Annotated in this window: 21 protein-coding genes and 1 pseudogene; 9 read left to right on the forward strand and 13 right to left on the reverse strand. The window is 59.4% G+C overall.

The genetic code is table 11. From position 1 onward, the window contains the following. Both ROG8370_RS21375 and ROG8370_RS20475 read right to left on the reverse strand, forming a co-directional pair. Nucleotides 1–124 (reverse strand): annotated as a pseudogene (locus tag ROG8370_RS21375) (IS110 family RNA-guided transposase); the annotation flags it as partial. A 223-nt stretch (nt 125–347) separates the two neighbouring features. After that, nucleotides 348–716: a hypothetical protein gene (locus tag ROG8370_RS20475; protein WP_170925171.1), complete on the reverse strand. Its 369-nt coding sequence runs from the start codon at nt 714–716 to the stop codon at nt 348–350. On the opposite strand from ROG8370_RS20475, the gene ROG8370_RS03175 reads away from it, so the two are divergent. The 7 genes from ROG8370_RS03175 (at nt 708) to ROG8370_RS03205 (ending at nt 5,863) form a co-directional block, all read left to right on the forward strand. Further along, on the forward strand, nt 708–1,730 hold the full coding sequence (locus ROG8370_RS03175; RefSeq protein WP_085825637.1) for a sensor histidine kinase: 1,023 nt from the start codon (nt 708–710) through the stop codon (nt 1,728–1,730). The genes ROG8370_RS20475 and ROG8370_RS03175 overlap by 9 nt on opposite strands. Continuing rightward, the gene (locus tag ROG8370_RS03180) at nt 1,727–2,071 is read left to right on the forward strand and encodes a response regulator (protein WP_245827170.1); all 345 of its coding nucleotides are present in this window, start codon (nt 1,727–1,729) and stop codon (nt 2,069–2,071) included. Before ROG8370_RS03175 ends, ROG8370_RS03180 begins: the two co-directional genes overlap by 4 nt. Then, nucleotides 2,068–3,159, forward strand: a complete 1,092-nt coding sequence (locus ROG8370_RS03185; RefSeq protein ID WP_170925172.1) for a sensor histidine kinase — start codon at nt 2,068–2,070, stop codon at nt 3,157–3,159. The genes ROG8370_RS03180 and ROG8370_RS03185 overlap by 4 nt, the downstream gene beginning before the upstream one ends. A 170-nt stretch (nt 3,160–3,329) precedes the next feature. Then, complete coding sequence (locus ROG8370_RS03190) at nt 3,330–4,046, forward strand: energy-coupling factor ABC transporter ATP-binding protein (protein ID WP_245827172.1); 717 nt, start codon at nt 3,330–3,332, stop codon at nt 4,044–4,046. After that, complete coding sequence (locus ROG8370_RS03195) at nt 4,021–4,623, forward strand: energy-coupling factor transporter transmembrane component T family protein (RefSeq protein ID WP_085825759.1); 603 nt, start codon at nt 4,021–4,023, stop codon at nt 4,621–4,623. The genes ROG8370_RS03190 and ROG8370_RS03195 overlap by 26 nt, the downstream gene beginning before the upstream one ends. Nucleotides 4,624–4,637: 14 nt before the next feature. Continuing rightward, nucleotides 4,638–5,183, forward strand: coding sequence for a biotin transporter BioY (locus tag ROG8370_RS03200; protein WP_085825641.1), 546 nt, complete (start codon nt 4,638–4,640; stop codon nt 5,181–5,183). Next, a complete protein-coding gene (locus ROG8370_RS03205; RefSeq protein ID WP_085825642.1) occupies nt 5,180–5,863 on the forward strand; it encodes a nitroreductase in 684 nt (227 codons plus the stop codon). Before ROG8370_RS03200 ends, ROG8370_RS03205 begins: the two co-directional genes overlap by 4 nt. Here ROG8370_RS03205 and ROG8370_RS03210 read toward each other — a convergent pair. The 11 genes from ROG8370_RS03210 to ROG8370_RS03260 all read right to left on the reverse strand — a co-directional run bounded on the left by ROG8370_RS03210 (nt 5,860) and on the right by ROG8370_RS03260 (nt 21,125). Continuing rightward, the gene (locus ROG8370_RS03210) at nt 5,860–6,966 is read right to left on the reverse strand and encodes a thiolase family protein (RefSeq protein ID WP_085825643.1); all 1,107 of its coding nucleotides are present in this window, start codon (nt 6,964–6,966) and stop codon (nt 5,860–5,862) included. The two genes, ROG8370_RS03205 and ROG8370_RS03210, sit on opposite strands and share 4 nt — an antisense overlap. Next, complete coding sequence (locus tag ROG8370_RS03215) at nt 6,963–8,072, reverse strand: AMP-binding protein (RefSeq protein WP_139838033.1); 1,110 nt, start codon at nt 8,070–8,072, stop codon at nt 6,963–6,965. Before ROG8370_RS03215 ends, ROG8370_RS03210 begins: the two co-directional genes overlap by 4 nt. An 87-nt stretch (nt 8,073–8,159) precedes the next feature. Next, nucleotides 8,160–8,918 carry an SDR family oxidoreductase gene (locus ROG8370_RS03220; RefSeq protein WP_245827173.1) on the reverse strand — a complete coding sequence of 253 codons (759 nt, stop codon included), beginning with the start codon at nt 8,916–8,918 and terminating at the stop codon, nt 8,160–8,162. Between the two features lie 298 nt (nt 8,919–9,216). After that, nucleotides 9,217–10,542, reverse strand: a complete 1,326-nt coding sequence (locus tag ROG8370_RS03225; RefSeq protein ID WP_085825646.1) for an aspartate aminotransferase family protein — start codon at nt 10,540–10,542, stop codon at nt 9,217–9,219. A 9-nt stretch (nt 10,543–10,551) separates the two neighbouring features. Next, nucleotides 10,552–11,523, reverse strand: a complete 972-nt coding sequence (locus ROG8370_RS03230) for a C45 family autoproteolytic acyltransferase/hydrolase (protein ID WP_085825647.1) — start codon at nt 11,521–11,523, stop codon at nt 10,552–10,554. A gap of 10 nt (nt 11,524–11,533) precedes the next feature. Continuing rightward, the gene (locus ROG8370_RS03235) at nt 11,534–12,994 is read right to left on the reverse strand and encodes a biotin carboxylase (protein WP_139838034.1); all 1,461 of its coding nucleotides are present in this window, start codon (nt 12,992–12,994) and stop codon (nt 11,534–11,536) included. Between the two features lie 12 nt (nt 12,995–13,006). Further along, nucleotides 13,007–15,748 (reverse strand): ornithine decarboxylase, encoded by a 2,742-nt coding sequence (locus ROG8370_RS03240; protein ID WP_085825649.1) that lies wholly within the window; start codon nt 15,746–15,748, stop codon nt 13,007–13,009. A gap of 74 nt (nt 15,749–15,822) precedes the next feature. Next, on the reverse strand, nt 15,823–16,797 hold the full coding sequence (locus ROG8370_RS03245; RefSeq protein ID WP_085825650.1) for a carbon-nitrogen hydrolase family protein: 975 nt from the start codon (nt 16,795–16,797) through the stop codon (nt 15,823–15,825). A 68-nt stretch (nt 16,798–16,865) separates the two neighbouring features. Further along, nucleotides 16,866–17,297 (reverse strand): universal stress protein, encoded by a 432-nt coding sequence (locus tag ROG8370_RS03250; protein WP_085825651.1) that lies wholly within the window; start codon nt 17,295–17,297, stop codon nt 16,866–16,868. A gap of 11 nt (nt 17,298–17,308) precedes the next feature. After that, nucleotides 17,309–20,059, reverse strand: a complete 2,751-nt coding sequence (locus ROG8370_RS03255) for a TRAP transporter permease (protein WP_085825652.1) — start codon at nt 20,057–20,059, stop codon at nt 17,309–17,311. Between the two features lie 109 nt (nt 20,060–20,168). Beyond that, complete coding sequence (locus tag ROG8370_RS03260) at nt 20,169–21,125, reverse strand: TAXI family TRAP transporter solute-binding subunit (RefSeq protein ID WP_085825653.1); 957 nt, start codon at nt 21,123–21,125, stop codon at nt 20,169–20,171. A gap of 398 nt (nt 21,126–21,523) precedes the next feature. Between ROG8370_RS03260 and mgtE the strand changes: the two genes are divergently transcribed. Both mgtE and ROG8370_RS03270 read left to right on the forward strand, forming a co-directional pair. Further along, nucleotides 21,524–22,906 (forward strand): magnesium transporter, encoded by a 1,383-nt coding sequence (mgtE, locus tag ROG8370_RS03265; RefSeq protein WP_085825654.1) that lies wholly within the window; start codon nt 21,524–21,526, stop codon nt 22,904–22,906. Nucleotides 22,907–22,962: 56 nt separating this feature from the next. Beyond that, on the forward strand, nt 22,963–24,576 hold the full coding sequence (locus tag ROG8370_RS03270; RefSeq protein WP_085825655.1) for an FMN-binding glutamate synthase family protein: 1,614 nt from the start codon (nt 22,963–22,965) through the stop codon (nt 24,574–24,576). Nucleotides 24,577–24,619 lie beyond the last annotated feature (43 nt).

Here is a 24,619-nt window from a genome sequence, read left to right on the forward strand (position 1 = left end):
ACATGAATTTCCAGAACTGGGGCCGTGTCAGTTTTTTGCGGAATTGTTCCTTCCCCGACAGCAATGCCCCGTGAACCTGGAAAATACTCTTCGCCAGATCTACACCAATCATTGTATCCTTCATTTTGCCGTCCTCTCCGTTAGATGGTCTACAGACCACCATCTTGGCACATTGCGATGCCGTCAGGGGAGGGCGGCAACCACCCCATCTTCAGTACCTGGAACAGCACATCGCTGATCCTACCGGCGCCAGCCGGTAGTGGTTCAGCGCCGATGATCCGAGCCCAAAGCTTTTCTTTCATTCCAATCCCGGCTTCATCCCGCCGCCGCATGATGTGGAGACCGCGTCAAAGGCTGACCTGGGTCAGATATTCTTTGCCGGTGATGTGGCGATGGCCGCCAATGCGGTTGTCACGCCGCAACTTGGTCGCCCCTTTGGCCTTTATGTGGTGACGGAAATGCCGCGCGACGCCCTTTTTGCGGCGGCGAACAAGATGCTGGTTCGGAATGCGGTTGTGGCGTTTGTCCTGATTTTTCTTGCCATCGGTATCGCGGGGATCATCGGCGCGCATCTTTCCGATCCATTGCGCCAACTCGCCGATGCAGTGCGCAGGCATGTCGACGACGAACCTTTTGATCTTAGGGTTTCGAGCGATGACGAGATCGGGGAACTGACGCTTGCCTTTGCCTCCCTGGGAAACTAGCTTTTGGGTCAAACCCTGCGCGCCTGCGCGATTTTCGATAGCGCCGGTGACGGTATCATCACACTCAACGAATACGGTCAAATCGAAGAAATGAACCCTGCGGCAGGGGCGATTTTCGGGTCTAGGGGCGACGAGCTTGCAGGCAAGGATATTTCACTCTTGATGCAGGAAAACGGGACGCCAAGCGGTTCCCCGATTCCGTGTATGTCGCAAAAGCGCGAGGGTTTGGGGCGGCGCAAGGACGGATCAACCATACCGATTGAAATTTCAATGAGCCGGAACGAGACAGATGGCGGATGTCATTTTATCGGCGTCGTCCGCGATGTCAGCGCAAGACATGCTGCGGAACTTTGCCAGCAAGAGCTTTTCGAGGCGCTTGAGAGATCGAATGCGGAACTCGATACATTCGCCTATATCGCCTCGCATGACCTCAAGGCGCCGCTTCGGGTGATCGAAAACGCGTCGCGATGGCTTGAAGAGGATCTTGAGGCTCATCTGACCGATGACATCCGCGAGAGCATGCAGCTTTTGCGCAACCGGGTGTGCCGGATGGAACAGCTTTTGGATGACATGCTTTTGCATTCCCGGATCGGTCGTGTGGAAGAGCGGGCGGTGCTGGTAAATGGCGCCGACCTGATTGCGGAGATCGAGGGGCTTGTGCATCTGCCGTTGGGGATGACGCTTGTGGTGGATCCCGGATTTTCCAAGATAAACCTGCCCAATATGCCGATCACCACGGTGCTTTTGAACCTGATCTGCAATGCGGTGAAACATCATGATCGTGACAAGGGTCGCATTGAGGTGGGCGTTGTCGCGAAGGAGCCTGGGTTTGGGTTTACCATAAAGGATGACGGCCCCGGCATTCCTGAAGAATACCAATCCAGGATTTTCGAAATGTTCCAGACCTTGAAGCCGCGCGATCAGGTCGATGGAAGTGGCATGGGCCTCGCCATTGTCAAAAAACATGTCCAGCTTGCGGGCGGGCCCTGGCGCGCGCAAAAATCGCCAACCCGGTTATTCGCGTGATTGACGGGGTCGAGGCGCTTGGGCTGTTGCGCGGCGAGACCGGATCGCCGCCGGATTCCTACATTCTTTTGATTGATCTCAACAGGCCGCGGATGAATGGAATCGAGTTGTTGGAGGAAATCCGGAAAGACCCTCTGCTCAAGGAGGCGGTAGCGTTTCTGCTGACCACATCAAGCGATGAACGCGACAGGGCGGCGGCCTATGCGCATAATGTGGCGGGCTATATTCAAAAGCAGAACGCGGGCAGCGATTTTGTTGATTTGATCGGCACGCTTGATCACTTCTGGCGGATTGTCGAACTGCCGGACATGAGATTGGATAGAGTTGGATGGTTGGTATGAGTTTAATTGATGTTTTGGTGATTGATGATGATCTTGGCGATCTCAAGCTGATCCGGCGCTTGCTGGCGGGGCGCCCGGAGGGGGCCAATGTCTATGAGGCCAAGAGTTACGAAGAGGCGCTGTCGTTTTCCGACATGGTGCCGGATGTTGTCCTGCTTGATTATCTGATGCCGGATCTCACCGGGCTTGAGATGCTCAAGCGGCTCAAGGAAAAGTGGCCGGGTGCGGCCTATATCCTGATGACTGGGCATGGCGATGAAGAGATTGCCAAATCGGCGATTCAGCTTGGCGCATCGGATTATATTTCCAAGCGGTCGCTCAATCAGAACGCGCTGTTCCGGATGCTGGATACCGGGATTGCCCTGACGCAGATGCAGGCCAAGATTGATCTGCAACGTCAGGAGCTTGAGACTTTTGCGCATATGCTTGTGCATGATTTCAAGGCGCCGATCCGGGGAGTCAGCTTTCTGGCCGAACAGATAAAAGAGGGTCTTGAGAACGGGGATATGGCGGATGTGCAGGTCAGTCTTGGCTTGTTGAACCGCTCCACCCGGCAGATGTCAGAGTTGATCGAGAGTCTTGCCATGTTGACCAGGGTCGATTCCGATGAGCCGTTTTGCGAGGCCTATCTTGGGGAGCTTGTTGATCGTGCGATCATGGCCAATGAGCGCGACATTTCGTTGAGTGGCGCGCAAGTACGGACCACCGACGTCGGGGCAAGCGCGGTGTGTTCCGCCCCGCAGGTGGCGCAGTTGCTTCAGAATCTGATTGCCAATGCGATCAAGTATCGCGGTGAGGAGAAGCCTGACATCGTCGTATCGGCGCAGAGTGTTGCAAAAGGGCTCCGGGTTACCGTCTCGGACAATGGTCAGGGTATTCCGTCGGAATTCCGCGACCGCATATTCGAGCCGTTTCGTCGGATCAATGGCCGAAATTCAGCGCAGGGCACGGGGCTTGGGCTTGCGACCTGTCGCAAAATTGCCCTGCGCCATGGCGGCACAATTTGGTGCGAACCCAATGTTCCAAGCGGCACCTCGTTTCATTTCAGCCTTGACGCGGGCGAGCCGGGCGCGCGCCCGCAGGCCTAGGTTTCTGCCATTCTGGCACGAAACCGCGGTAATGATGTCACGGGGCATGTTCGTGCCCGCTTGCATTCGCTAGTGTCGATGGCGATACGTGCGCCTGCGCGCATCGACAACGACTCTGAGGGACCAGAATGCAAGGCGAGGCTGTCATTTCAAGATCCGGCGATCCGTCTGTGACGTTTGAAATGGCCGGGGTATCCTTTTCCCGCGAGGGCCGAGCGCTTTTGACGGGCCTTGACCTTTGCGTGCCGGAACGGCGTGTCGGGATCGTCGGGCGAAACGGGTCGGGCAAGACCACTTTGGCGCGGGTTCTGTCCGGGCTGGTGGCCCCTGACCAAGGCGAGGTTCGGGTGTGCGGTGTCGATATTGCCAAGGATCGCAGGGCAGCGATCGAAACCGTGGGCATCCTGTTTCAAAACCCCGATCATCAGATCATTTTCCCGACCGTGGAAGAAGAGCTGGCCTTTGGGCTGCTTCAGGCCGGCGCGTCAAAGCCCGAGGCGGAACGACAAGTCGCCGATATCCTTGCGCGGTTTGACAAATCCCATTGGGCATCGGCGGCGACGCATCAGCTCTCGCAGGGGCAAAAGCAACTGGTCTGTTTGATGGCAATCATCGCGATGGCACCCAAGGTGGTTATTCTCGACGAGCCGTTTTCAGGGCTTGATATTCCGATCCGCGCCCAGTTGACGCGGTATTTTGAGCGTATTGATGCGGCGCTGATCCACATCACCCATGACCCGCAGGCCTTGCGCGGCTATGAAAGGGTGATCTGGCTTGAAGAGGGGCGGATCAAACAGGATGGTGAGGCCGGGCCGACGCTTGCGGCCTTTGGTAAACATATGACCGATCTTGGGGGGCATGATGATATCTCTGACCTCGCCGGTTGAAACGCGCGCCCATCGCTGGCCGGCGGGCGTAAAGCTTGCGGCGCTTTGCGGCGCGACGGTTGTGTTGTTTTCGCAAGAGGGGCTTGGCTTTCATGCGGTGGTATTCGCCGCTTGCCTGCTTGTCTATCGCCTGCCGGGGCGGCGGTTTTTCCGCGCCGGGGTGAAGGGGCTTGTTGCGCTCTGGCCGTTCATCGCGGTGGTGCTGGTCTGGCATATCGTGATTGGCGCGCCGGTTGAGGGGTTGGTGGTCGTGCTGCGGCTGTTATCGGCGGTGGCGCTTGCCAATCTGGTGACGATGACGACCCGGCTTTCGGCGATGATCGAGGTGGTTCGCTGGCTGGCGGCGCCGCTCAGACGGGTGGGGGTGAACACCCGCGCGCTTGAAATCGGGATTGCCCTTGTCGTGCGCTTCACCCCGACGCTGGCCGACAAGGGCGCGCAGCTGGCACAGTCGTGGTCGGCCAGATCGCCCAAAAAACCCAGTTGGAGGATCGTCATGCCGTTCACCGTGCTGGCGATCGACGACGCAGAACATGTGGCCGAAGCGCTCAAGGCGCGCGGCGGCCTGACCCGTTAAAAGGAACTCGACTCATGGAACGTAACCTTGCCCTCGTGGCGCTTTTTGCCGCCCTCATCGCGGCGCTCGGGCTTATCCCGAAATTCACCCTCGGGTTTGGCGTGCCGATCACGGCGCAAAGCCTTGGGATCATGCTCTGCGGGACGGTGCTTGGATCGCGGCGCGGGGCGATGGCGGTGTTGCTGTTCTTGCTGCTGCTTGCGCTTGGCCTGCCGCTTTTGGCGGGGGGGCGCGGCGGGCTTGGCCTTTTCGTGTCGCCTTCGGCGGGCTTCCTCATTGGCTGGCCGGTCGCGGCTTTTGTTACCGGCCTTGTGGTCGAGAAGTGGCGCGGGGCGTCGCTTGCGGTCGTGGCCGGGATTGCCTCGGTGATCGGCGGCATTCTCGTGCTCTATGTTTTCGGCGTTGCGGGCCTCGCCGTGACCTTGAAGAAATCCGGTTATGAAGCCGCCTTGCTGGTGGTTGCCTTTGTGCCCGGCGATATCGTCAAAGCGGTGCTTGCGGGTGTGATCACCGCAGCCCTTGCCAAGGCCCGCCCGCAAAGTGTTCTATCGCGCGCATGAGCATTTCGCCTCTTGAGCAGCTTTTGGCGTCGCGGCGCTCGGTGCGCAAATATCACGCGACGCCGGTGCCAAGGGCCGATGTTGCCCGCATTCTGACGGCGGCGCGCCGCGCACCAAGTGGCGCCAACCTTCAGCCGGGGCGCTTTCACGTGCTCTGTGGTGCGCCGCTGGAGGGGTTGAAATCCGCGCTGCTTGACGCGGTGGCGGTGGCGCGCCCGCAGGTGTCGCAATTCTCGTATTTCCCCGATCCGATGCCGCCGGGACTAAAGGCCAAGCAACGCGCGGCGGGCTATGCGCTTTATTCCGCGCTTGGGATCGAGCGACGGGATTTGGCAGGGCGCAAGGCACAGTTTGATCAGAACTATCGGTTCTTTGACGCGCCGGTCGGGATTGTCGTCACGATCCGGGCGGACATGGGCAAGGGCTGTTTCATGGATCTTGGCATGACCCTCATGGCGCTGTTTCTGGCGGCCGAGGATATGGGCTATGGCACAAGTGGGATCGGTGCTTTGGGCAATTACGGTGATCTTGTGCACGAGATCTTGGACCTGCCCGAGGATGAGCTTGTGGTGTGCGGCATTGCTCTTGGGCGCCCGGATAGATCGGCGCCGGTGAATAGCGTCAGGACAGAGCGCGACGCGCTTGAGGAGTTCGCGCGATTCAAAGGGTTTGACGGTTAGGCGCGCAGCAAGAGCGCTGTGCCGATCCCCCCGGCGGCGGCAATCGCCGCGATCCCGATGCCGCCCCGCGCGACCAATTCATGATAGAGCCGCACGGCATTGATCGCGCCGGATGCGCCGATGGGGTGTCCGCGCGCAAGCGAGCCACCGCCGGGGTTGACGATCTCGGGGTTGAGGCCGCTTTCGGTGACGCAGGCGATGGCCTGCGCGGCGTAGGCCTCCATTATCTCGGCCACGGTAAGGTGATCGGGGGTGATATTGGCCCTGTCGAGCAGGGCTTTGATCGCCGCGACAGGCGCAAGACCGGGAAGGTCCGGGCAACCGCCCAGGGTACAGCCGCCGATAATCCTGACCGCTGGCGCGTCAAGACAGCGCGCGATCCGCTCCGAGACCACAACACAGAACGCCGCGCCATCGGCCGCGACCGATGTATTGGCGGGCGTGATGGTGCCGACCATCGCGCGGCTTCGCGCACAAAGGCCGGGCGACAGGGCGCGGGTGAAGGGGTCTTTTGTGATGCCCCCAATTGTGACCAGTTCGCGCGCCAGCCGGGCGCGCGCCTTGAGCGCGCGATCATGGCTTTGTACGGCCCAGGCATCCTGCGCAGCGCGGGTGATGCCATGCTCTGTGGCAAGGGCATCGGCAGCGACATGCATGTCGGGATCGCGATCTGGCCATGGGGTAAACCGGGCCTGGGCATAGGGCAGGGCAGGGCGGCCATCGGCAAAGGTACGGGCGCGCTCGGGGCGGCGCGAATAGCTCTCGGCGCCGCCGACCACGACGATCTCGGCCTGACCGGAGCGGATCATCGCATCGGCGAGGTTAAGCGCGTCCAGCCCGCTGGCGCATTGGCGGTCAATCGAAAGCCCCGCCACTTGCTCGGGCAGGCCCGCCGCCAGGGCACAGAGCCGCGCAGGATTGCCGCCCGCGCCAAGGGCGTTGCCGACAATCACTTCGCCAACCTTCTCGGGGGCGAGGCCACAGCCGACAAGACAGGCGCGGATCACCGGGGCGGCGATATCAAGAAACTCCAGATGCGCAAAAGCGCCGTTCAGGGGCACGACGGCGGATCGTTTGGCGGCGACAATATAGCTATGCGTCATGCGGTGGCCTCGACCCATTGGGTAAGTGTGCAATAGTCGGGTTTGCCTGCCGCCAGCATCGGCAAGGCGGCGACAAAATGCACCCGGCGCGGGGCGCGCAGCGGGCCAAGGGTTTGTCGGCAAAGCACCAGCAGGTCATGCTCGCTCATCGTGGCATCGGCCCCGGCGACGACCGCGATAAGGCGATGACCGCGCTTTTCATCGGGCAGGGGGAGTACCGCGACACTGCCGGTGCCAAGGGTTGCGGCCAGAAAACCTTCGATCTCTTCGGGAAAGACATTGATGTCAGAGATTGTCACCATTCGGCTTTTGCGCCCAACGACAAAGAGGTTGCCCGCCGCATCCAGCCGCCCCAGCTCGCCAATCGAAAGATACACGCCATCCCAGCGGGTATCGGCGCTTTGACCGCCGGCGTAGCCGTCAAAGAGATAGGGGCTCTTGACCCAGATTTCGCCGATCTGATCGGTTTCATGACCCGCCGCATCGCGGATCGAAATCGAGACACCGGGATAGGCGGCCCCGACCGAACCGAGCGGCGTGGTGTCGTTTGCCCAGCTGACAAAGCTGGTCTCGGCCGCGCCATAGAAATGGATCAGCCGGGCATTGGGAAAGGTCCTTGCGGCGTCGGTCGCGATCCTGTCGCTAAGCTGGCCACCGCCGACCAGAATATGGCGCGTCGATTGAATCGCGGGGGCGTCTTGTGCGCACAGCAGGCCAAGCTGCGTCGGGGTGATATAAAGGACCGTCGCCTGCTCTTGTTCAAGCGCGGCAAGCTGTCGGTCGGGGCGCAGGCCATGCAGGCCAAGAATGCGCGCACCGTGATGGGCGGCCTCTAACGTGCCATAAAGCGCCAGCGAATGCGCCAGCGTTCCGAACACCGCGGCGCAATCGCGCGATGACAGGCCAAGCACCCGCCCGTTGACCGCGAAACTGTCTATCCAGGAGGATTGCGTGCGCCGGATAATCTTGGGCTCTCCGCCAGAGCCCGAGGTCGCGCAGTGAAGATAGCGCGCCGGGTCAGACGAGGGGCTGTCGAGCGGCGCAACGCCCGAGGCGGAAACCGCAATCGAGGCGCGCGCGCGCACCAGTGCGCAGAGGTGCGACATCGCGACGTCCGATCCAAGCACCGTCGCGGAGTCCCGCCATTCAAAGGAGTTCTGGTTCAAACGCTAAGCCCCGATCTGCGTTCTAGTCTAATAATGCGATACATACCCGCCATCAACCGCGAGCACTTGCCCGGTGACATAGGACGCCGCCGGAGATGCCAGAAACAGCACGGCCGGGTTAGCCCAACGACCAAGCGAGGTGTTTCGCGCCAACATGTCGGCGATCTTGGGGTCCGCCGCCGCCTGTCGGTTCGGTTCTGTCTTGAAAAAGCCCGGCGCGACGGCATTGACATTAATGCCCTTGGGGCCAAGTTCGGCGGCGAGCGCCCGAGTCAGACCGATAAGCCCGGATTTGGCCGTTGTATATGCCGCATCGCCGGATTGCGCGATGAGCCCGGCAATCGACGAGATGTTCACAATCCGCCCTTTAGATTTCTTTGCAGTCATCATTTTGGCGGCATGTTGCGCCAACAAAAATGGCGCCACGAGATCGACATCCAGCAAGCGGCGCAGATCTGCGCCGGTGAAGTCCTCAAAGGCGCGGCGATCTCTGAGGCCAACATTGTTGACCAGGATATCAAGCCCGCCCCCGGCGTTTTCGATCGTATCGAACGCCTGTGCAACCGCATCCTCATCCGCCACATCAAAGACCAGAGCCCGCGCCTCGCCACCGTCGCTGGCAATCTCGTCAACGGCTTTTTGCACAGTCTCGCCCCGGCGCCCATTAACCCAGACAATGGCCCCAGCCGCGGCCAGAAGGCGCGCGATTTCAAAGCCCAACCCACTGCTGCTGCCGGTGACCAGGGCCTGCTGGCCGGTGAGGGAAAACGGTCCAAAATTCTGCAACACGCATCTCCCGTTGAAACCTTTGCGATGGGGTGCTTTGGTGTGTAACGCGCAGGAGGGGCTAACCATAGCGCTTTGTTTGCCCGGGTCCGCATGCGAGTATTCTAACGTGCGGGCCAACTAAATGCGCATAAACATAGTTATGTTAACAAAGGTGGCGTGCCCCGAGAAAGTTGATCTTACGTAACCAGAGACGTCGGATGCTTGCCGTTGTTAGGTCAAACGCCTTGCATAATCATGTCGATAGCTATCGCGATTTTAAAAACCACCTCAAGCCTTCGCAAGGCAGGACACCCGATCAGGCCCGTAGGGCCGTTTCGATGGCACCCGAGAGCTTTTGCACCAACTCGTCGATCTGATCGTCGTTTATGATAAAGGGTGGCGCGAGAAGAACGTGATCGCCGGTTTTTCCGTCAATCGTGCCGCTCATCGGGTAACAGATCAGGCCGGCCTCGAACGCCGCCGTCTTGATTCGCCCTGCAATCTTTCGCGCGGGATCAAACGGCGCTTTGGTGTCGCGATCCGCCACAAGCTCGACCCCCTGAAACAGGCCCCTGCCCCGAATATCGCCGACATTTGGATGCTGGCCAAATTCGGCCTCAAGCGCCGCCATCAATTTTGCGCCTTGGGTTTGCACCTGCGGGATCAGGTTACGCCCGATCAAGGCGCTGACCACGGCAACACCTGCGGCGGCGGCGGTGGGGTGGCCAAGATAGGTATGCCCGTGCTGGAAAAACCCGCTGCCGTTTTCGATGGTCTCATAGATTTTCCGGCTACAGAGCATCGCACCAATCGGCTGATAGCCCGCGCCTAACCCCTTGGCGATACAAAGGATATCGGGGGTGACGCCGTCTTGCTCACAGGCAAAGAGGCTTCCGGTGCGGCCCATGCCGCACATCACCTCGTCAAGGATCAAGAGAATCCCGTATTGATCGCAAATCTCGCGGATGCGTTTGAAATAGCCCGGCGCGGCGGTCAAAGCGCCGACGGTGGCGCCGACAACCGGCTCGGCAGCAAAGGCCATGACGTTTTCCGGCCCGACCCGCAGCAATTCTTCTTCCAGAAGGTTGGCGGCGCGAAGACCGTACTCCTCAAGGCTCTCGTCATCGCGCTTGAGACGGTATTCATAGCACGGGTCAATATGGCTCATGTCGATGAGAAGCGGGGCGAACTGCGCGCGGCGCCATTCATTGCCCCCCGCCGAGAGCGCGCCCATGGTGTTGCCATGATAGCTTTGCTTGCGGGCAATCAGGCGGCCGCGCTTGGGCTCGCCCTTCTCGACAAAATACTGGCGCGCCAGCTTAAGCGCAGCTTCCATCGCCTCGGAGCCGCCCGAGACAAGATAGACCCGATCTAGATCGCCCGGCGCATGGGCGATCAGAAGATCGGCCAGCGTCTCGGCCGGTTCAGAGGTGAAAAACCCGGTATGGGCATAGGCCAGTTTATCTAGCTGGGCCTTGACGGCCTCAATGATCGTCTTGTCGCCATGGCCAAGACAGGACACCGCCGCCCCGCCCGAGGCGTCAAGATATTGCTTGCCGCTGGTGTCATAGAGATAACACCCCTCACCGCGCGCGGCGACCGGGGGCAGTTGCTTGGTATGGCGTGGGAAAATATGTGACATCAGTCTCTCCTATGCGGCGCCCGGTATTTGTACATGGCGCCCGCCCTCTTGAAAATGATCCATCGTTTGCGACCAGACGGTGCCCGGCCAACGGACCTCCATCTGTTGCAGGCGTGGGCGATAAACGGCGGTGTAAAGCGTGCCAAACCCGGCGGAAAACGCTGTAGAATAGAGCGGCGGGCGCAGGAAGGCGTTGATGAACTTATCCTCTGGATCGCGGTGCAGGGTCAGGCGTTGCAGCAGATACCGCTCGCGCTCGACCGTGGCGGTAAAGCGCGCATGGCTGACCCATTCGACGTTTTCCTGATGGTTGGTGGCCACGGCGGCATGGGTGATCACCGCCGGGCGATCCGGCGCCATCATCGCGGTCAGGTACTTGCGCTTGGCATCAAGCACGGTGACGTTATAGCTCATATGCGTCGGCAGGCGGGCCAGGGCCGCGCCGGCCTCTTTCGCCGTTTCGCAGGTTTGCAGCACATAGCGCAGGATCAGCGGCACGCCGAACCCCTCGCCGACCACCCGCCGCCCGCCAAAGGTAAGCGAGATCGCCAAACCTGCATCGTTCATCCCGTCAACAAGCCCCCAGAGCCCGTCAGAGGTGCCGATAACGCGCCGCCCCTGCCAGCCGGTTTTCAGGATCAGACTGTCAAAGGCGTTGGGGTTATAGTCGTAATTGCGCACAAGAACCGGTTCTTCACCGGTCCAGATCGCCTGGCTACAGCCCGAAAGATAAGGCGGCGGGCAATAAAAGCTAAGAAAGCGCGCGGCCTGATCGCCCCCGCCGACCAGTTCGCACAGGGTGTCGTAAAGCGGTACGATCTCGGGCATGTGCTGCTCAAGGGCGCGTCGGCTTTCAAGGTATTTCGGCCGCGCCGCGTCGCCCTCTTTGAGCCACCAGCGTTTGTAGTCGGGCCAATATTCGGCGAAAAGCCCGGCCCATTTCGGGCCGGGCAGGTCTTCGCTTAATGCGCGCCAGAGCATCGCAACTTCCTTACATGATCTTGAACGCCGGATCCGCCAGGGCAGGCCCCGCATTGGCAACCGGCAGCGGTTTGCCCGCGACGGTCTGCTTGATGCCGTGGATCCACTTTTTCGCGCGCTCGTTGAGCTGAAAGCTTTTCGTCATCGAGCGGCCCCGCGTCACGAGAATGCCGATATCGGCGCCCTCGTAGCGATAATCGCCCGGCTGAAGGATGCGCAGGAAGAACGCCTCGTTTTCCGATTCAACCGCACGGCGGTGATAATCGAAGCGGTCAAAGACCACGCGGCCATCCTCGAGCATCTTGTAGATGCCGGTTTCGGGTGCGTCGGTGCAGATATCAACGCTGTCCTCGGTGTGCTTGATCACCATCTGCGACCAGCTGTCGATCATGTCGGGGTTGGCCCAACGATTGTTCAGCTCGGTCGTATCAAGGGTGAATTTTTTCTTCGAGAATTCAAGCAAGTGGAACAGGAACAAGGGCGCATCCGCATGGGCAAAGGCGGCGTGATTGGTCATCGACGACGCCCCGGTGATGCGCGGGTTCAACTCGCCCAGCCAAAGATCGCCGGTCTTCTTGTCGATCAGGAAATCAAGTTCGAAGTAACCGCGATAGCCCTCTTTGCGCAACTGCTCGCCGAACTTGAAGGTCAGTTCGCGCGCCTGTTGGCGGACTTTGGGCGGAAAGGCGGTGGACAGGATTTCATTGCCACACCAACCGCCGCGATAGGGCGTGAGATCCTTGAAACCGACAAGCTCGGTCATCAGCGGGCCAACGATGGTGCCCTCTTTGGTGGCGCAGGCCTCGATTGCGGAACCCCGGCAATCAATCCGCTTCATGATCTTAATCTCGCCCTCGCCGATGATCTCGTGCTCGTGACGGCGGAAATCGGCCTCGGACTTGATAAAGAACGTGGTATGGCCGCTATCGCCAAAGGCCGATTGCAGCACCAGATCATGACCGATCCCGGCCTTTTCACAGGTCTTTTGCAGATCCTCGTAGGATTTCACCTCGGCCAGAACATTGGGCACCGAGGGCACGCCGGCCTTGTTGCCGATGCGCACGGTTTCGATCTTGTTGTCCATCGAAGTGCGCAGCTTGGCCTTGGGGAACCAGACTTCGGCGCCAAGCTCCTTGGACAGACGCTCGGTTTCCTCGTCAAACATCAGGAAGACGAATTTCGGCTTGCCGCCCCGGCGCTTGATGAAATCAATCACCTCTTTGTGCTGCAAGAGATAGTTGTTGATATCCTCGATCGACTGAAACTCGGCATGGGGTTGTTCCGAGGGGCAGAACACGTTCGGATGCTTGCCGCCGTAACAGTCGATATAGCAGATATATTTGAAGTTCTTCACCCACTCATCAAGACCCAGAAGGTTAAAGTTGGTGGCCGAAATAAAGTAGATCGGGTCTTCGTTGCGGTGAAAGAACCGGCGGATTTCCGAGATATTCTTGAGCACAGTTGCCATTATAGTTTCCCTTCCTTATTCGGCTGCAGTCTTGATGTTCTTGGCCTTGGGCAAGGCGGCCAGGGCCTCTGGTGTGAAGACGCGCAACCCAAGATCCGCGCGGTAGCCGTGGATTTCATTGACGTCGAGCGCGCGCATGAAGGCAAGGATTTCCTTGCTGATCACCTGCCCCGGCACCAGGATCGGAAAGCCCGGCGGATAGGGGATGATAAAGCTGGCGGAAACCACCTCTTTCCCGGCCTCAAGCGCGTCCTTCAGCGATCCATCCAGTTCAAGATAATCGCAGTTGTTGAGGTCATAGCTCAGGTAATAGGCGGTCCTGATATCGCCCTCAGGCGTCAGGTTGTCGGGCCGGAACGCATCGTGAAAGCGGCTGAAATCCGGCAGCGGCGGGTAATTCTCGGTCAGGTTCTTGACCCGGCGATCAAACGACATCCGCTCCATGTTCGAGGCATCGTCAAGCAGATCGTCAAGATCCTTGGCAATTTCGACCAACACTTCGATAAGATAGGCGACCGACGACCGGGTGGTGCCGATATTGGTCATGAACAAGACGGTGTTGCGCGAGGTCTTGTTGATCTGAATGCCGTACTTGTCCATCAGGATATCGGTCTTGAAGGTATCGCCATCCCAACCGGTGCCGCCAACGGCAAGGGTCACGCGGGTGGCATCAAGCACGAAATCATCCTGCTCCCAGCAATCCCACATATCGGTCCAGCCCTGATCGTTGTCAAAATAGCTGGTGACGCCGCTTTGGCGGTGATGTTCGGGAATCATGTCGCCGGCGGTCAGAACCTTGAAGTACTTTTGCAACAAGGGATGGGTGCTGATGGCCTTGCGCATCGACATGGCCGCTTCGATCTGGCGTTGAACGAATTCAAACCCTTCCAGCTCGACCTGACGGCGGCCGACATCAAGCGAGGCGATGATCTGATAGTTGGGCGAGGTAGACGTGTGGGTCATATAGGCTTCGTGGAACGATTGCTCGACCTCGCCTTTGAAATCCTGATCGTTGACATGGATCATCGAGCCCTGCCGCAGAGACGTCAGCGTTTTATGCGTCGATTGGGTGGCATAGACCCTTATTCGCGCATCGGGTGGCGCGACAAGGCGGGTGTCTAGCCATTCTTCATCTGTGGCATCGGCAAGGGCCTCTTGCTGGGCCTCATAGGTGCGGCGATGCGCATCGGTGCGCAGGCGGCGGCGCAGGTTGTTGGCGGTCCGCATGCCGGTGCGCTGACGATAGGTCGGGCTGAAGCGGGCAAAGGCAAACCAGGCCTCATCCCAGAGGAACACGAGATCACGCTTGATCGCCAGACATTCCTCCATCACGCGCTCGACGTTATAGACCAGCCCGTCAAAGGTACAGTTGGTGAGCAAGAGCATGCGCACCCGGTCAAGCTTGCCGGCGGCCTTCAGGGCCAGAAGCTGATGCTTGATTTCGCGCAGCGGCACCGCGCCATACATCGAGTATTCATTCAGAGGGTAGCTATCGAGATAGACCACCTCGGCGCCGGCAAGAACCATGCCGTAATGGTGCGATTTATGGCAATCACGGTCGACAAGCACGATGTCACCGGGGCGCACAAGCGCCTGCACCACGATCTTGTTGCAGGTCGAGGTGCCGTTGGTGGCAAAGAAGGTCTGTTTTGATCCGAACGCCCGGCTGGCAAGTTCCTGCGCCTCTTTGATGGGCCCATGCGGTTCCAGAAGGCTATCAAGCCCGCCCGATGTGGCAGAGGTCTCGGCCAGAAAGATGTTGGGGCCGTAAAACGCGCCCATATCCTGAATCCAATGGCTGCGGCTGATGGATTTGCCGCGGCTGATCGGCATCGCGTGAAACACGCCGGTGGGCTGTTTGGAATAGTTCACAAGCGCGGTAAAGAACGGCGTCTTGTTGCGGGCCTCGACCCCGCGCAGGATATTGAGGTGCAGCTCCATAAAGTCTTCTTGGTTGTAGAAAACCCGCCGACAGATACCAAGATCAAGGCCCGCGATATCCTCGACCGAACGTTCGGTGACAAGATAGGCGTCAAGTTCGGGGCGGACCCGGTCGATCAGGCGGCACAACTCCGGGCCGTAATTCTCGGGCAACAGCGCCTCAAGCTCATCGGCGCCGCTGGCATTGCTCAGGTATTTGCTGAGAATTTCATTTTCGTTCTTGGACTTCAGAACAAGACCGGGGCGCACGACAATCGCCTGAATGTTATGGTTGAACAGCACCGCGATAAGCGCGTCCTCAAGGCTTGGCACAACAACCGCCTCATAGTGAAACGGATCTTCGGCGCGGCGCATCCGGGTGACGTTGGACTTGAGCCAGCGTTCTTGCTGCTCGCTGACATTGTCAACGATCAGAACCTCGAAATAGGGCCGCGCCATGGCGCGCGCCTCGGGCGACAGCATTGCCTCGTCGTTATGCTCTTCGTCATCCATGCTGTCGCGATCAAGCGGGATCGTGCGGCGCCGATAGGCCCCGGTGGTCAACGCGCGGGTGACCCGGTGCACGCCAAACGACAGATCGTCGAAATTGCCATGCTCGAACTGGCGGCGCATGTGATCAAAGGCGGCCATGCCGGGAAAGGCCCAATAGGGTTCGATCACGGCGAGGGCCTCAAAAAGCTCATTGACCCGCAATTTGAGGGTCGCAATCTTTTTGGCGTCCCGCTCGCGGCATATAGAGGTTGTTGCCTCGCGCAACGCGCTCCACCGGTCAGAGCGGAGCTGCGTTGCGGAATAATAGTCGCTTACAGAATCCATCAATCATTCTCCCGCTTATTGGGCCGGAACGCGATCAACGGATCAGGGGCACAGGGCCCCTGCGGTCCTGCGTTCTAGCCGACTGTTGTTCTGCCCTCGAAAGGGGTGGTTCCATACCCAAGAGCGCGCTTGTGATTGCGCTCTTCGGCTTCGGCATCGGCGGGCACGTCCACATGCAATCCTGCACGTGATCCCTGTTGCGGGATTTCAAGCGGCCCAAGTGTTTTCAGATAGTCGTTGGTTGTGCTGGTGCGATCGTAAACCGAGAAATCAACCGAGCGGTCACGGAAGCTCTTGAGCACCTGGCCCAAGCCCTTCATTCCGGTTTCGCGTTGACGGCGCACCATCGAAAGATCGACCTCGATCGGGAACATGTCCTCTTGTCCGGCGGACTGGTGCAACACCAGAGATGTCGGATCGACCACCAGCGATTTGCCGACGCCGCCGGCGCCAAGGCCGTTCACGTCAAACACATAACACTGAAACTGCGCGGCCGTGGCGCGCGCGATGGCAAGTTCTGCGTCGCGGTCGGTGGTGCCGGTCAGAACCGGGTGAAGCAGCACTTCAACGCCTTGGCTGGTCAATTCGCGCGTGGTTTCCGGGAACCACATATCGTAACAGATCGACAGGCCAAAGCGGCCCACATCCGGCACGTCAAAGACGCAAAACTCGGTGCCCGCCGCGATCCCCGCCTCGTAGGGCAGGAAGGGGAACATCTTGGCATAGCGCCGGATCACCTCGCCATCGGGGTTGATCACCAGAGCGGTGTTGTAAATCCGCCCATCAATCGGCGAGGTCAGGAACATCGAGCCGGGGATCAGCCAGACCTTATAGCGCCGCGCCGCCTCGCAGAATTGGTCGATCACGTCGTTTTCATGCGGCAGGGCATATTTGTCGAGCGGGCCAAACGGCGACAGTTCGCTGAACATCACCATCTGCGTCCAGGGAAACCGCGCCATAAGCACGTCAAGACGATGCAGCATGCCCTCGACATTGGGTTGCAGGGCGTTGACGTACATTTGTACGCCGGCAATTGCGAAAGGGGTCATAATGTCAGCTCTCCGTGCTGGCAGAGCGGCCCGGATCGGGCACAAGGATTCTCTGCTTTGACCACCTATTACGCCCTTACCACCAGAACGGAAACAGGTGATCTGCGCACGATTCTATCAGCATTGGAGCCGACAAGAAACTCCCTTACCCGGTCGGGTTTGGGCGAGGCCATGATCACGAGATCACAGTTGATTTCATCAATGACCTTGAGAACTTTCTTGTGAATCTTACCAAAAGCCAAGTGTTGCTTTACGTCCACATCATCGGGAACTTCGGCGGAAACCAGCGTATTCAGGGCCTCGCTTGCGGCGGCGACGGCCCTCACCTCGAAATCCTCGGGGAAGAACCCTTCGACAAGCGGCGTGCCCATATCGGGGACCACCGACATGATATGCAACTTGCCCTTTGAGGCACGCACAAGCTCTATCGCCTGGGGCAGGGCCAATTTCCACGAGGCCGGCGCGTTAAGATCAATCGTGAGCAGGACTGTTTTGAACATTCTCTATCTCCTCAGGCGGCGGCGGATTTGCGCGGCGCGCGCGCGTTGCGGCCCCGCTGAAGGAACACGACCAAGCCCAAGAGCAAGAGCGCGGGAATGAACATCAGGTATTTGCTTGGCTGACCCACCGGGCGCAGCACGCGCAACACTTCCTGATCCCAGTCAAGGCCTGCCGTTGCCCCGGCGCTTCCAAAGGCGACGTCGTCAATCAACAGGGTCTCGCCTTCGTTGCGGAACGCCAGACCGGCGTTTTGCAGCCGCTCTTCGCCGGTCGCCCCCTCCTTGATCGGCAGGACGGCGACAAACTCGATCGGATCGCCAAGATCATTCACCCCTGCCACCCGAAGCCGCAGGTCTTCGCCCACCGGTGTCGCCATGGCCGCGGCGGCAATCTCGGTCGGGTTTTCCTCGCTATAGGGCGGCGCGACCATATCCATCCAGAAGCCCGGACGGAACAGCGTGAAAGCAATCAGCAAGAGCGCCAGGGTTTCGTAGATACGGTTTCTGGCAATGAACCAGCCTTGGGTTGCCGCCGCAAACAAAAGCATGGCAACCGTCGCGACAATAAAGACAAAGACCCCCTGCACCCAGGTCACATCAATCAACAACAATTCGGTGTTGAAGATGAACAGGAACGGCAGGGCGGCGGTGCGCAGCGAATAAAAGAACGCCACGACCCCGGTCTTGATCGGATCACCGCCCGAGACGGCGGCGGCGGCAAAGCTTGCAAGGCCGACGGGCGGCGTCACATCGGCCATGATGCCAAAGTAGAACACGAAAAGATGCACGGCGATCAGCGGCACTATAAGGCCGTTCTGCTGACCAAGGGTGACGATGACGGGGGCCAAAAGCGCCGACACAACGATATAGTTCGCCGTGGTCGGCAGGCCCATGCCAAGGATCAGCGACAGGATCGCGGTCAGGAACAGAATGGCAAGGATATTGCCGCCCGAGAGAACCTCGACCACATCGGCAAGCGCCGAGCCGACGCCAGTCTGGCTTACGGCGCCGACGATGATACCGGCGGTCGCGGTGGCGATGCCGATGCCGATCATGTTGCGCGCACCGGTTTCAAGGCCGTCGATCAGATCGGTCAGACCTTCTTTAAGAGCGCTACCAAGCTTGCCCTCGCCGCGCATGATCGCGGTCAGCGGGCGTTGGGTCAGCAGGATGAACACCATATAGGCCGTCGCCCAGAAGGCCGAGAGACCCGGCGACAGGCGATCCACCATCAGCGCCCAGACCAGAACCACAACCGGCAGGATGAAATGAAGCCCCGAACGAACCGTCGGCCCCGGCAGCGGAAGCGCGGTCACCGGCACATTGGGATCATCAAGCTCAAGTGGCTCTTCTTTGGAGGCGACATAAAGCAGGGCGATATAGACCAGCGAGATGAAGGCAAAGATGATGTAACCCGCCGCATTCGGAAACGCCGGGCGAATCCAGCCCATGCCATAATAAACCGCAAAGGAAATTGCGCAGATCGCGGCGATGGTAAAGGCGATGCCGATCAGGCGCTGCACGATGGGTTTGGGCGTATAGGCGCGCGGAAGACCTTCCATGCCGGCCTTGAGCGCCTCAAGATGCACGATATAGACCAGAGCGATATAGCTGATCACGGCGGGCAAAAAGGCGTGTTTGACCACGTCGAAATAGGGAATGCCGACATATTCCACCATAAGGAACGCCGCGGCGCCCATCACCGGCGGCATGATCTGGCCGTTGACCGAACTGGCCACCTCGACCGCGCCGGCCTTTTCAGAGCTGAAGCCGACCTTTTTCATCAGCGGGATGGTAAAGGTGCCGGTGGTCACCACGTTGGCAATCGACGAGCCCGAGATAAGCCCGGTCATCGCCGAAGACACCACCGCCGCCTTGGCGGGGCCGCCCTTCATGTGACCCATCAGGCTAAAGGCGACCTGAATGAAATAGTTGCCCGCCCCTGCCCGGTCGAGCAGCGAGCCGAACAGCACGAACAGAAAGACAAAGGATGTCGAGACACCCAAGGCGATGCCGAACACGCCCTCGGTGGTGATCCACTGGTGGTTCACGATTTCCGACAGGCTGTTGCCCTTGTGGGCGATGATGCCGGGCATATAGGGGCCAAGCACGGTATAGACGAGAAAGACCGAAGCGACGATCATCAAGGCCGGCCCAAGCGCGCGGCGCGTGGCCTCTAGCAAGAGCATGAGGCCGATCACGGCAACGACGAAGTCCTGAAGGATCGGCGCGCCGACGCGACCGGAAATATCACGGTAATAGACGTAGAGATAAAGCGCGGCCATGGCGCCAAAAACCGCCATTGCCCATTCCCAGACCGGCACCTTGTCCTTTGGCGAGCCAAGCAGGATCGCCGCGACAAGAGCTATCGCGATCAGCGGAATCCACCATGTCGAGGTGCCGTCCTTGGCACCGACCATGAACAGAAACGCCAGAACCACCGGTACAACAACGCCAAGCCCAAGCTGAAACTTGGTGCGCGCCGCCGGAAAGGCCGCGAAGGCAAGGAAGATGGCAAAGGCCAGATGAATCGACCGGCTCTCGGTGTCGTTGAACACGCCCCAGCCGACGATAAACGGGATCGGCGAGGCAATCCAAAGCTGAAACAGCGACCATGCAAGCGCAACGCAGGTCAGGAAAATGCCGACTGTACCCGTCGTGCCGCGCCCGCCTGTATCAGAGGAGGCAACCAGCGCGTCGAGTTCTTCCTGCGATAGCCCGCCACGATCTTTGGTTTGCTGTTGGTTTGGATTGTCCGACATGTCAGTCCCCCGCGGCCCGCTTTGCAGGCGCTTGATTGCTGTGTCTCAAGGTCGGTGCGGCAAACCCTCTTGCCGCACCGATGTGTCAGGTGTCGAAAGGCGAGGTGCCTTACTTCCAGCCACGCTCTTTGTAATAGCGGACCGCACCGTCATGCAGAGGCGCCGAGAGACCGGCACTGATCATGTCTTCTTCTTTCAGGTTCTCGAACGCCGGGTGCAGGCGCTTGAAGCGGTCGAAGTTATCGAAAACCGCCTTCACAACCTCGTAGACAACATCGTCATCCACCGTGGCCGAGGTCACGAATGTCGCCTTCACACCAAAGGTATGTGTCTCATCGGGCGAGCCGTCATACATGCCGCCTGGCACCGTGGCCGCCGCATAGAACGGATTGTCCGCGATCAACTTGTCGATCTCGGGGCCGGTCACAGGAACAAGAACCGCATCGACGGTCGAAACCGCTTCTTGGATCGAGCCATTGGGATGGCCAACCGTATAGATGATCGCATCGACCTTGTTGTCGCCAAGTGCGGCGGCCTGTTCTGCGGGCTTGAGTTCCGAGGCGAGGGCGAAATCGTCCATTGTCCAGCCAAGCGCGTTCATCACGACCTGCATGGTGGCATACTGACCCGAGCCGGGGTTGCCGATGTTCACGCGCTTGTCCTTGAGATCGGCAAAGGTTTTGATCCCGGAATCCGCACGCGCAATAACCGTGAAAGGTTCGCCATGCACCGAGAACACCGCGCGTTCGTCGGTAAAGGCCTTGCCCTCGAATTCGGAGGTGCCGTTATAGGCGTGATACTGCCAGTCGGACTGGGCCACGCCCATGTCCATGTCACCCGCCTGAATGGCGTTGATATTGGCGATTGAGCCACCGGTCGACGGCGCGGTGCATTTAAGCCCGTGATCCGCCGAACCGCGATTCACCAGACGGCAAATCGACTGGCCAACCACAAAGTAAACGCCGGTCTGGCCGCCGGTTCCGATGGTGATGAATTTTTCTTGTGCGAAGCTTGCTGTACCGGCCAACATGGCGCTGGCAAAGGCAAGAGATTTGAAAATCTTCATAGTGTTCTCCCGATTATCTTGGTTAGGATTGCCACCCTTCAAGGATGGTCTCGTTCATTTTCGTATTAGATCGGAACTTGGGTGCGATATGTCGCACGTCACAGGCTCGCGAGCGTAAAATTGCGTTTGGACAGGGAGCCCGTTCATGCGGTCTTTCCGCGTCTCATTCCTGTCCGACATAACCAGTCTGCATTGTTTTCGCTTCTTATCAAGAGGCTAGTAGTGTTTAATATTTTGATCAAGTTATATATGCTGGAAAAACCAAGACGGCGTCGCCGACAGGTAACAACTGCTCGTTAAAGTGGCACAAAGCCATGATCAGGGAATGCGATGACAGATCGCAGAATTACCCGTCTCAACAGGCCGCAAGATGGCACGCACCAACAAGGAAACTCATCATGGATGCCCCCCTGATTGACAACGAAATAATTGAAAATATTGATATTTCCGATGATGTTAGGGCCGCCTTTGATGCCGCTGACGGTGACCGGCTTGACGCGCTTCTTGACAGCGTAACCATTAGCGAAGCCCTGCGCGAAGTGTTGACGTTTTCGCACACGGAACGGGACGCGCTGATCGCTTTGCTCTCGCCTGAAATGGCCTCGCAGTTGATTGACGAAGCCCCTCTTGAACTTGCCGGCGAGCTGATCGAAGGCCAGGAAACGGCCAGGGCGGTTGAAATTTTCGACGAACTTGATTCGGACGTTCAGGCCGATGTTCTGGCCGAGCTTGACCAGGAAGATGCCGATGCGATTTTGGCCGGGCTTGACCCGGAAGACGCCGCCGGGGTGCGCCGCCTGGCCGAATATGACGCCGGAACCGCGGGTGGACTGATGCTGGCGGATGCCTTTCAGTTCCGCCCGAACCAGACGGTCGGCGCGGTTTTGCGCAGCCTCGCCAGTGACGACGAAGACCTTGAACGCTATCACGGGCAGCACCCCTATATCGTCGATGAGATGGGTCATCCGGTCGGCGTTGTGTCCCTGCGCGGGCTTTTGACGGCCAAGCGCAGCGCCAAACTTGAAGACATCATGGTGACGCCGCTCACGGTGGATGCGCAGGCCTCGCTTGATACACTTCAGGACCTGTTCAACGACTATGACTTCCTTGGGTTCCCGGTTGTGGACGAGGCCAAGACCCTGGTCGGTGTGATCTCTCGCACCGCTGTCGATGCCGCCATTCTTGCGCGCGCCGAGGGTGATAACCTGCGCCTGCAAGGCATCGTCGGGGACGAGCTTCGCACCATGCCGCTGGCGATACGCTCGCGGCGGCGCCTTGCCTGGCTGTCGGCCAATATCGTGCTCAACATTATCGCGGCCAGCGTGATTTCGGCCTATGAAGAGACCCTCGCCGCCGTCATCGCCATCGCGGTTTTCCTGCCGATGGTGTCGGACATGAGCGGCTGTTCCGGCAATCAGGCGGTCGGCGTGACGATGCGCGAGCTATCGCTTGGTCTTGTGCGCCCCAAGGATGCGATGCGGGTCTGGCTCAAAGAAGCCTCTGTCGGGGTGATCAACGGAATCGTGCTTGGTATTCTCATCGGACTTGTCTGTTGGGCCTGGAAAGGAAACCCCTACCTTGGCCTCGTCATCGGCCTTGCGCTTGCTCTCAACACCCTGATCGCGGTGTCGATTGGCGGTGTCGTGCCCCTGCTTTTAAAGCGCGTCGGCCAGGACCCGGCAGTCGCCAGCGGCCCGCTTTTGACAACCATTACCGATATGGCCGGATTCTTTTTGGTTCTGAGCCTCGCATCGCTCATGATGCCCTTACTGTTGCAGTAAGGCAAAAATTTAGACTTGCCGTCGTATAGATACCCAGAAGTTGAAAGGACGACCATATGCCAAAGATGAATGAAATGGGGCGCTTCGCGGCTTTTGCGCTATCGGGGCTTTTGGCGTTTGTGTCTCTCATTGGCCTGTTTTGGTCGGTCTGGATGCTGATCCCGCTGGTGTTTTTTGCGGGGCTGACGGTGCTTGGCATCCTTGATGTGACACAGAACAGCCATTCGATCCTGCGCAATTATCCGGTCATCGGCCATATGCGGTTTCTGTTTGAGGGTATTCGCCCGGAAATTCGCCAATACCTGATTGAAAGCGATCAGGACGAAGAACCCTTTAGCCGCGATGCGCGCTCGCTTGTCTATCAGCGCGCCAAGGGGATGGAGGACAAGCGCCCCTTTGGCACGCGCATGCGGGTTTACGATGCGGGTTATTCCTGGGTCACGCATTCGGTGATGCCGAAACACCTTGAGGATACCGATTTTCGCGTGCGCATCGGCAGTGATGACTGCACCCAACCCTATAATGCCTCGATCTACAACATTTCCGCCATGAGCTTTGGCGCGCTGTCGGCCAATGCCATTCTGGCGCTCAATACCGGCGCAAAGATCGGCGGCTTTGCCCATGACACCGGCGAGGGCGGGGTAAGCCGCTATCACCGCGAGGGTGGCGGCGATCTGATTTACGAGGTCGGCTCGGGCTATTTTGGCTGTCGCAACGAGGATGGCACCTTTAACGCCGACCGCTTTGCCGAACAGGCCGCAAGCCCGCAAATCAAGATGATCGAGGTCAAGCTAAGCCAGGGTGCCAAGCCCGGTCATGGCGGGATGTTGCCCGCCTCGAAAATCAGCCCCGAGATCGCCGAGGCACGCGGCGTGCCGATGGGGCAGGATTGCGTCTCGCCCGCTTCGCATTCCGCCTTTTCCACGCCCATCGAGATGATGCAGTTCCTTGCGCTGTTGCGCGAACGGTCCTGCGGCAAGCCGGTCGGCTTCAAGCTTTGCATCGGTCACCGTCGCGAATTTATGTGCATGGTCAAGGCGATGATCGAAACCAGGTTCACCCCTGATTTCATCGTGGTCGACGGCACAGAGGGCGGCACCGGCGCCGCGCCGCTGGAATTCGCCAATCACATCGGCATGCCGATGGTCGAGGGGCTGACCTTTGTGCACAACACCCTGCGCGGCGCGGGGCTGCGTGATCAGCTCAAGATTGGGGCGGCAGGCAAGATCGTCTCGGCCTTTGATATCGCGCGCGCCCTCGCGCTCGGGGCCGATTGGTGCAATTCGGCGCGCGGCTATATGTTTGCCATCGGCTGTATCCAGGCGCAGGCCTGTCACACCAACCATTGCCCCGTCGGGGTCGCCACCCAAGACCTGCTGCGCCAACGCGCGCTTGATCCGGTCGGCAAGAGTAAGCGCGTCGCCAATTTTCACCGCAATACGCTGGCGGCTTTGGGCGAAATGACCGGCGCGGCCGGCCTGTCCAATCCGGGCGAGTTTTTGCCGCGTCACCTTATGATCCGGCAGAGCGATGCGCAGATGGTCACCGGTGACGAGGCCTATTCGATCCTGCCGGTCGGCTTTTTGCTGAAGGACGGCAAGGAAGACCCGGGTGGCTATCGCACAAGATGGGCCCGCGCCAAAGCGGATCAGTTTGCGCCGGTCGACTGATCCCAAGCCCGCGCTTAGACACAAAAAAGGGGCAGGCAACCGC

It is taken from the genome of Roseovarius gaetbuli (assembly GCF_900172365.1).
Classification (GTDB): Bacteria; Pseudomonadota; Alphaproteobacteria; order Rhodobacterales; family Rhodobacteraceae; genus Roseovarius; species Roseovarius gaetbuli.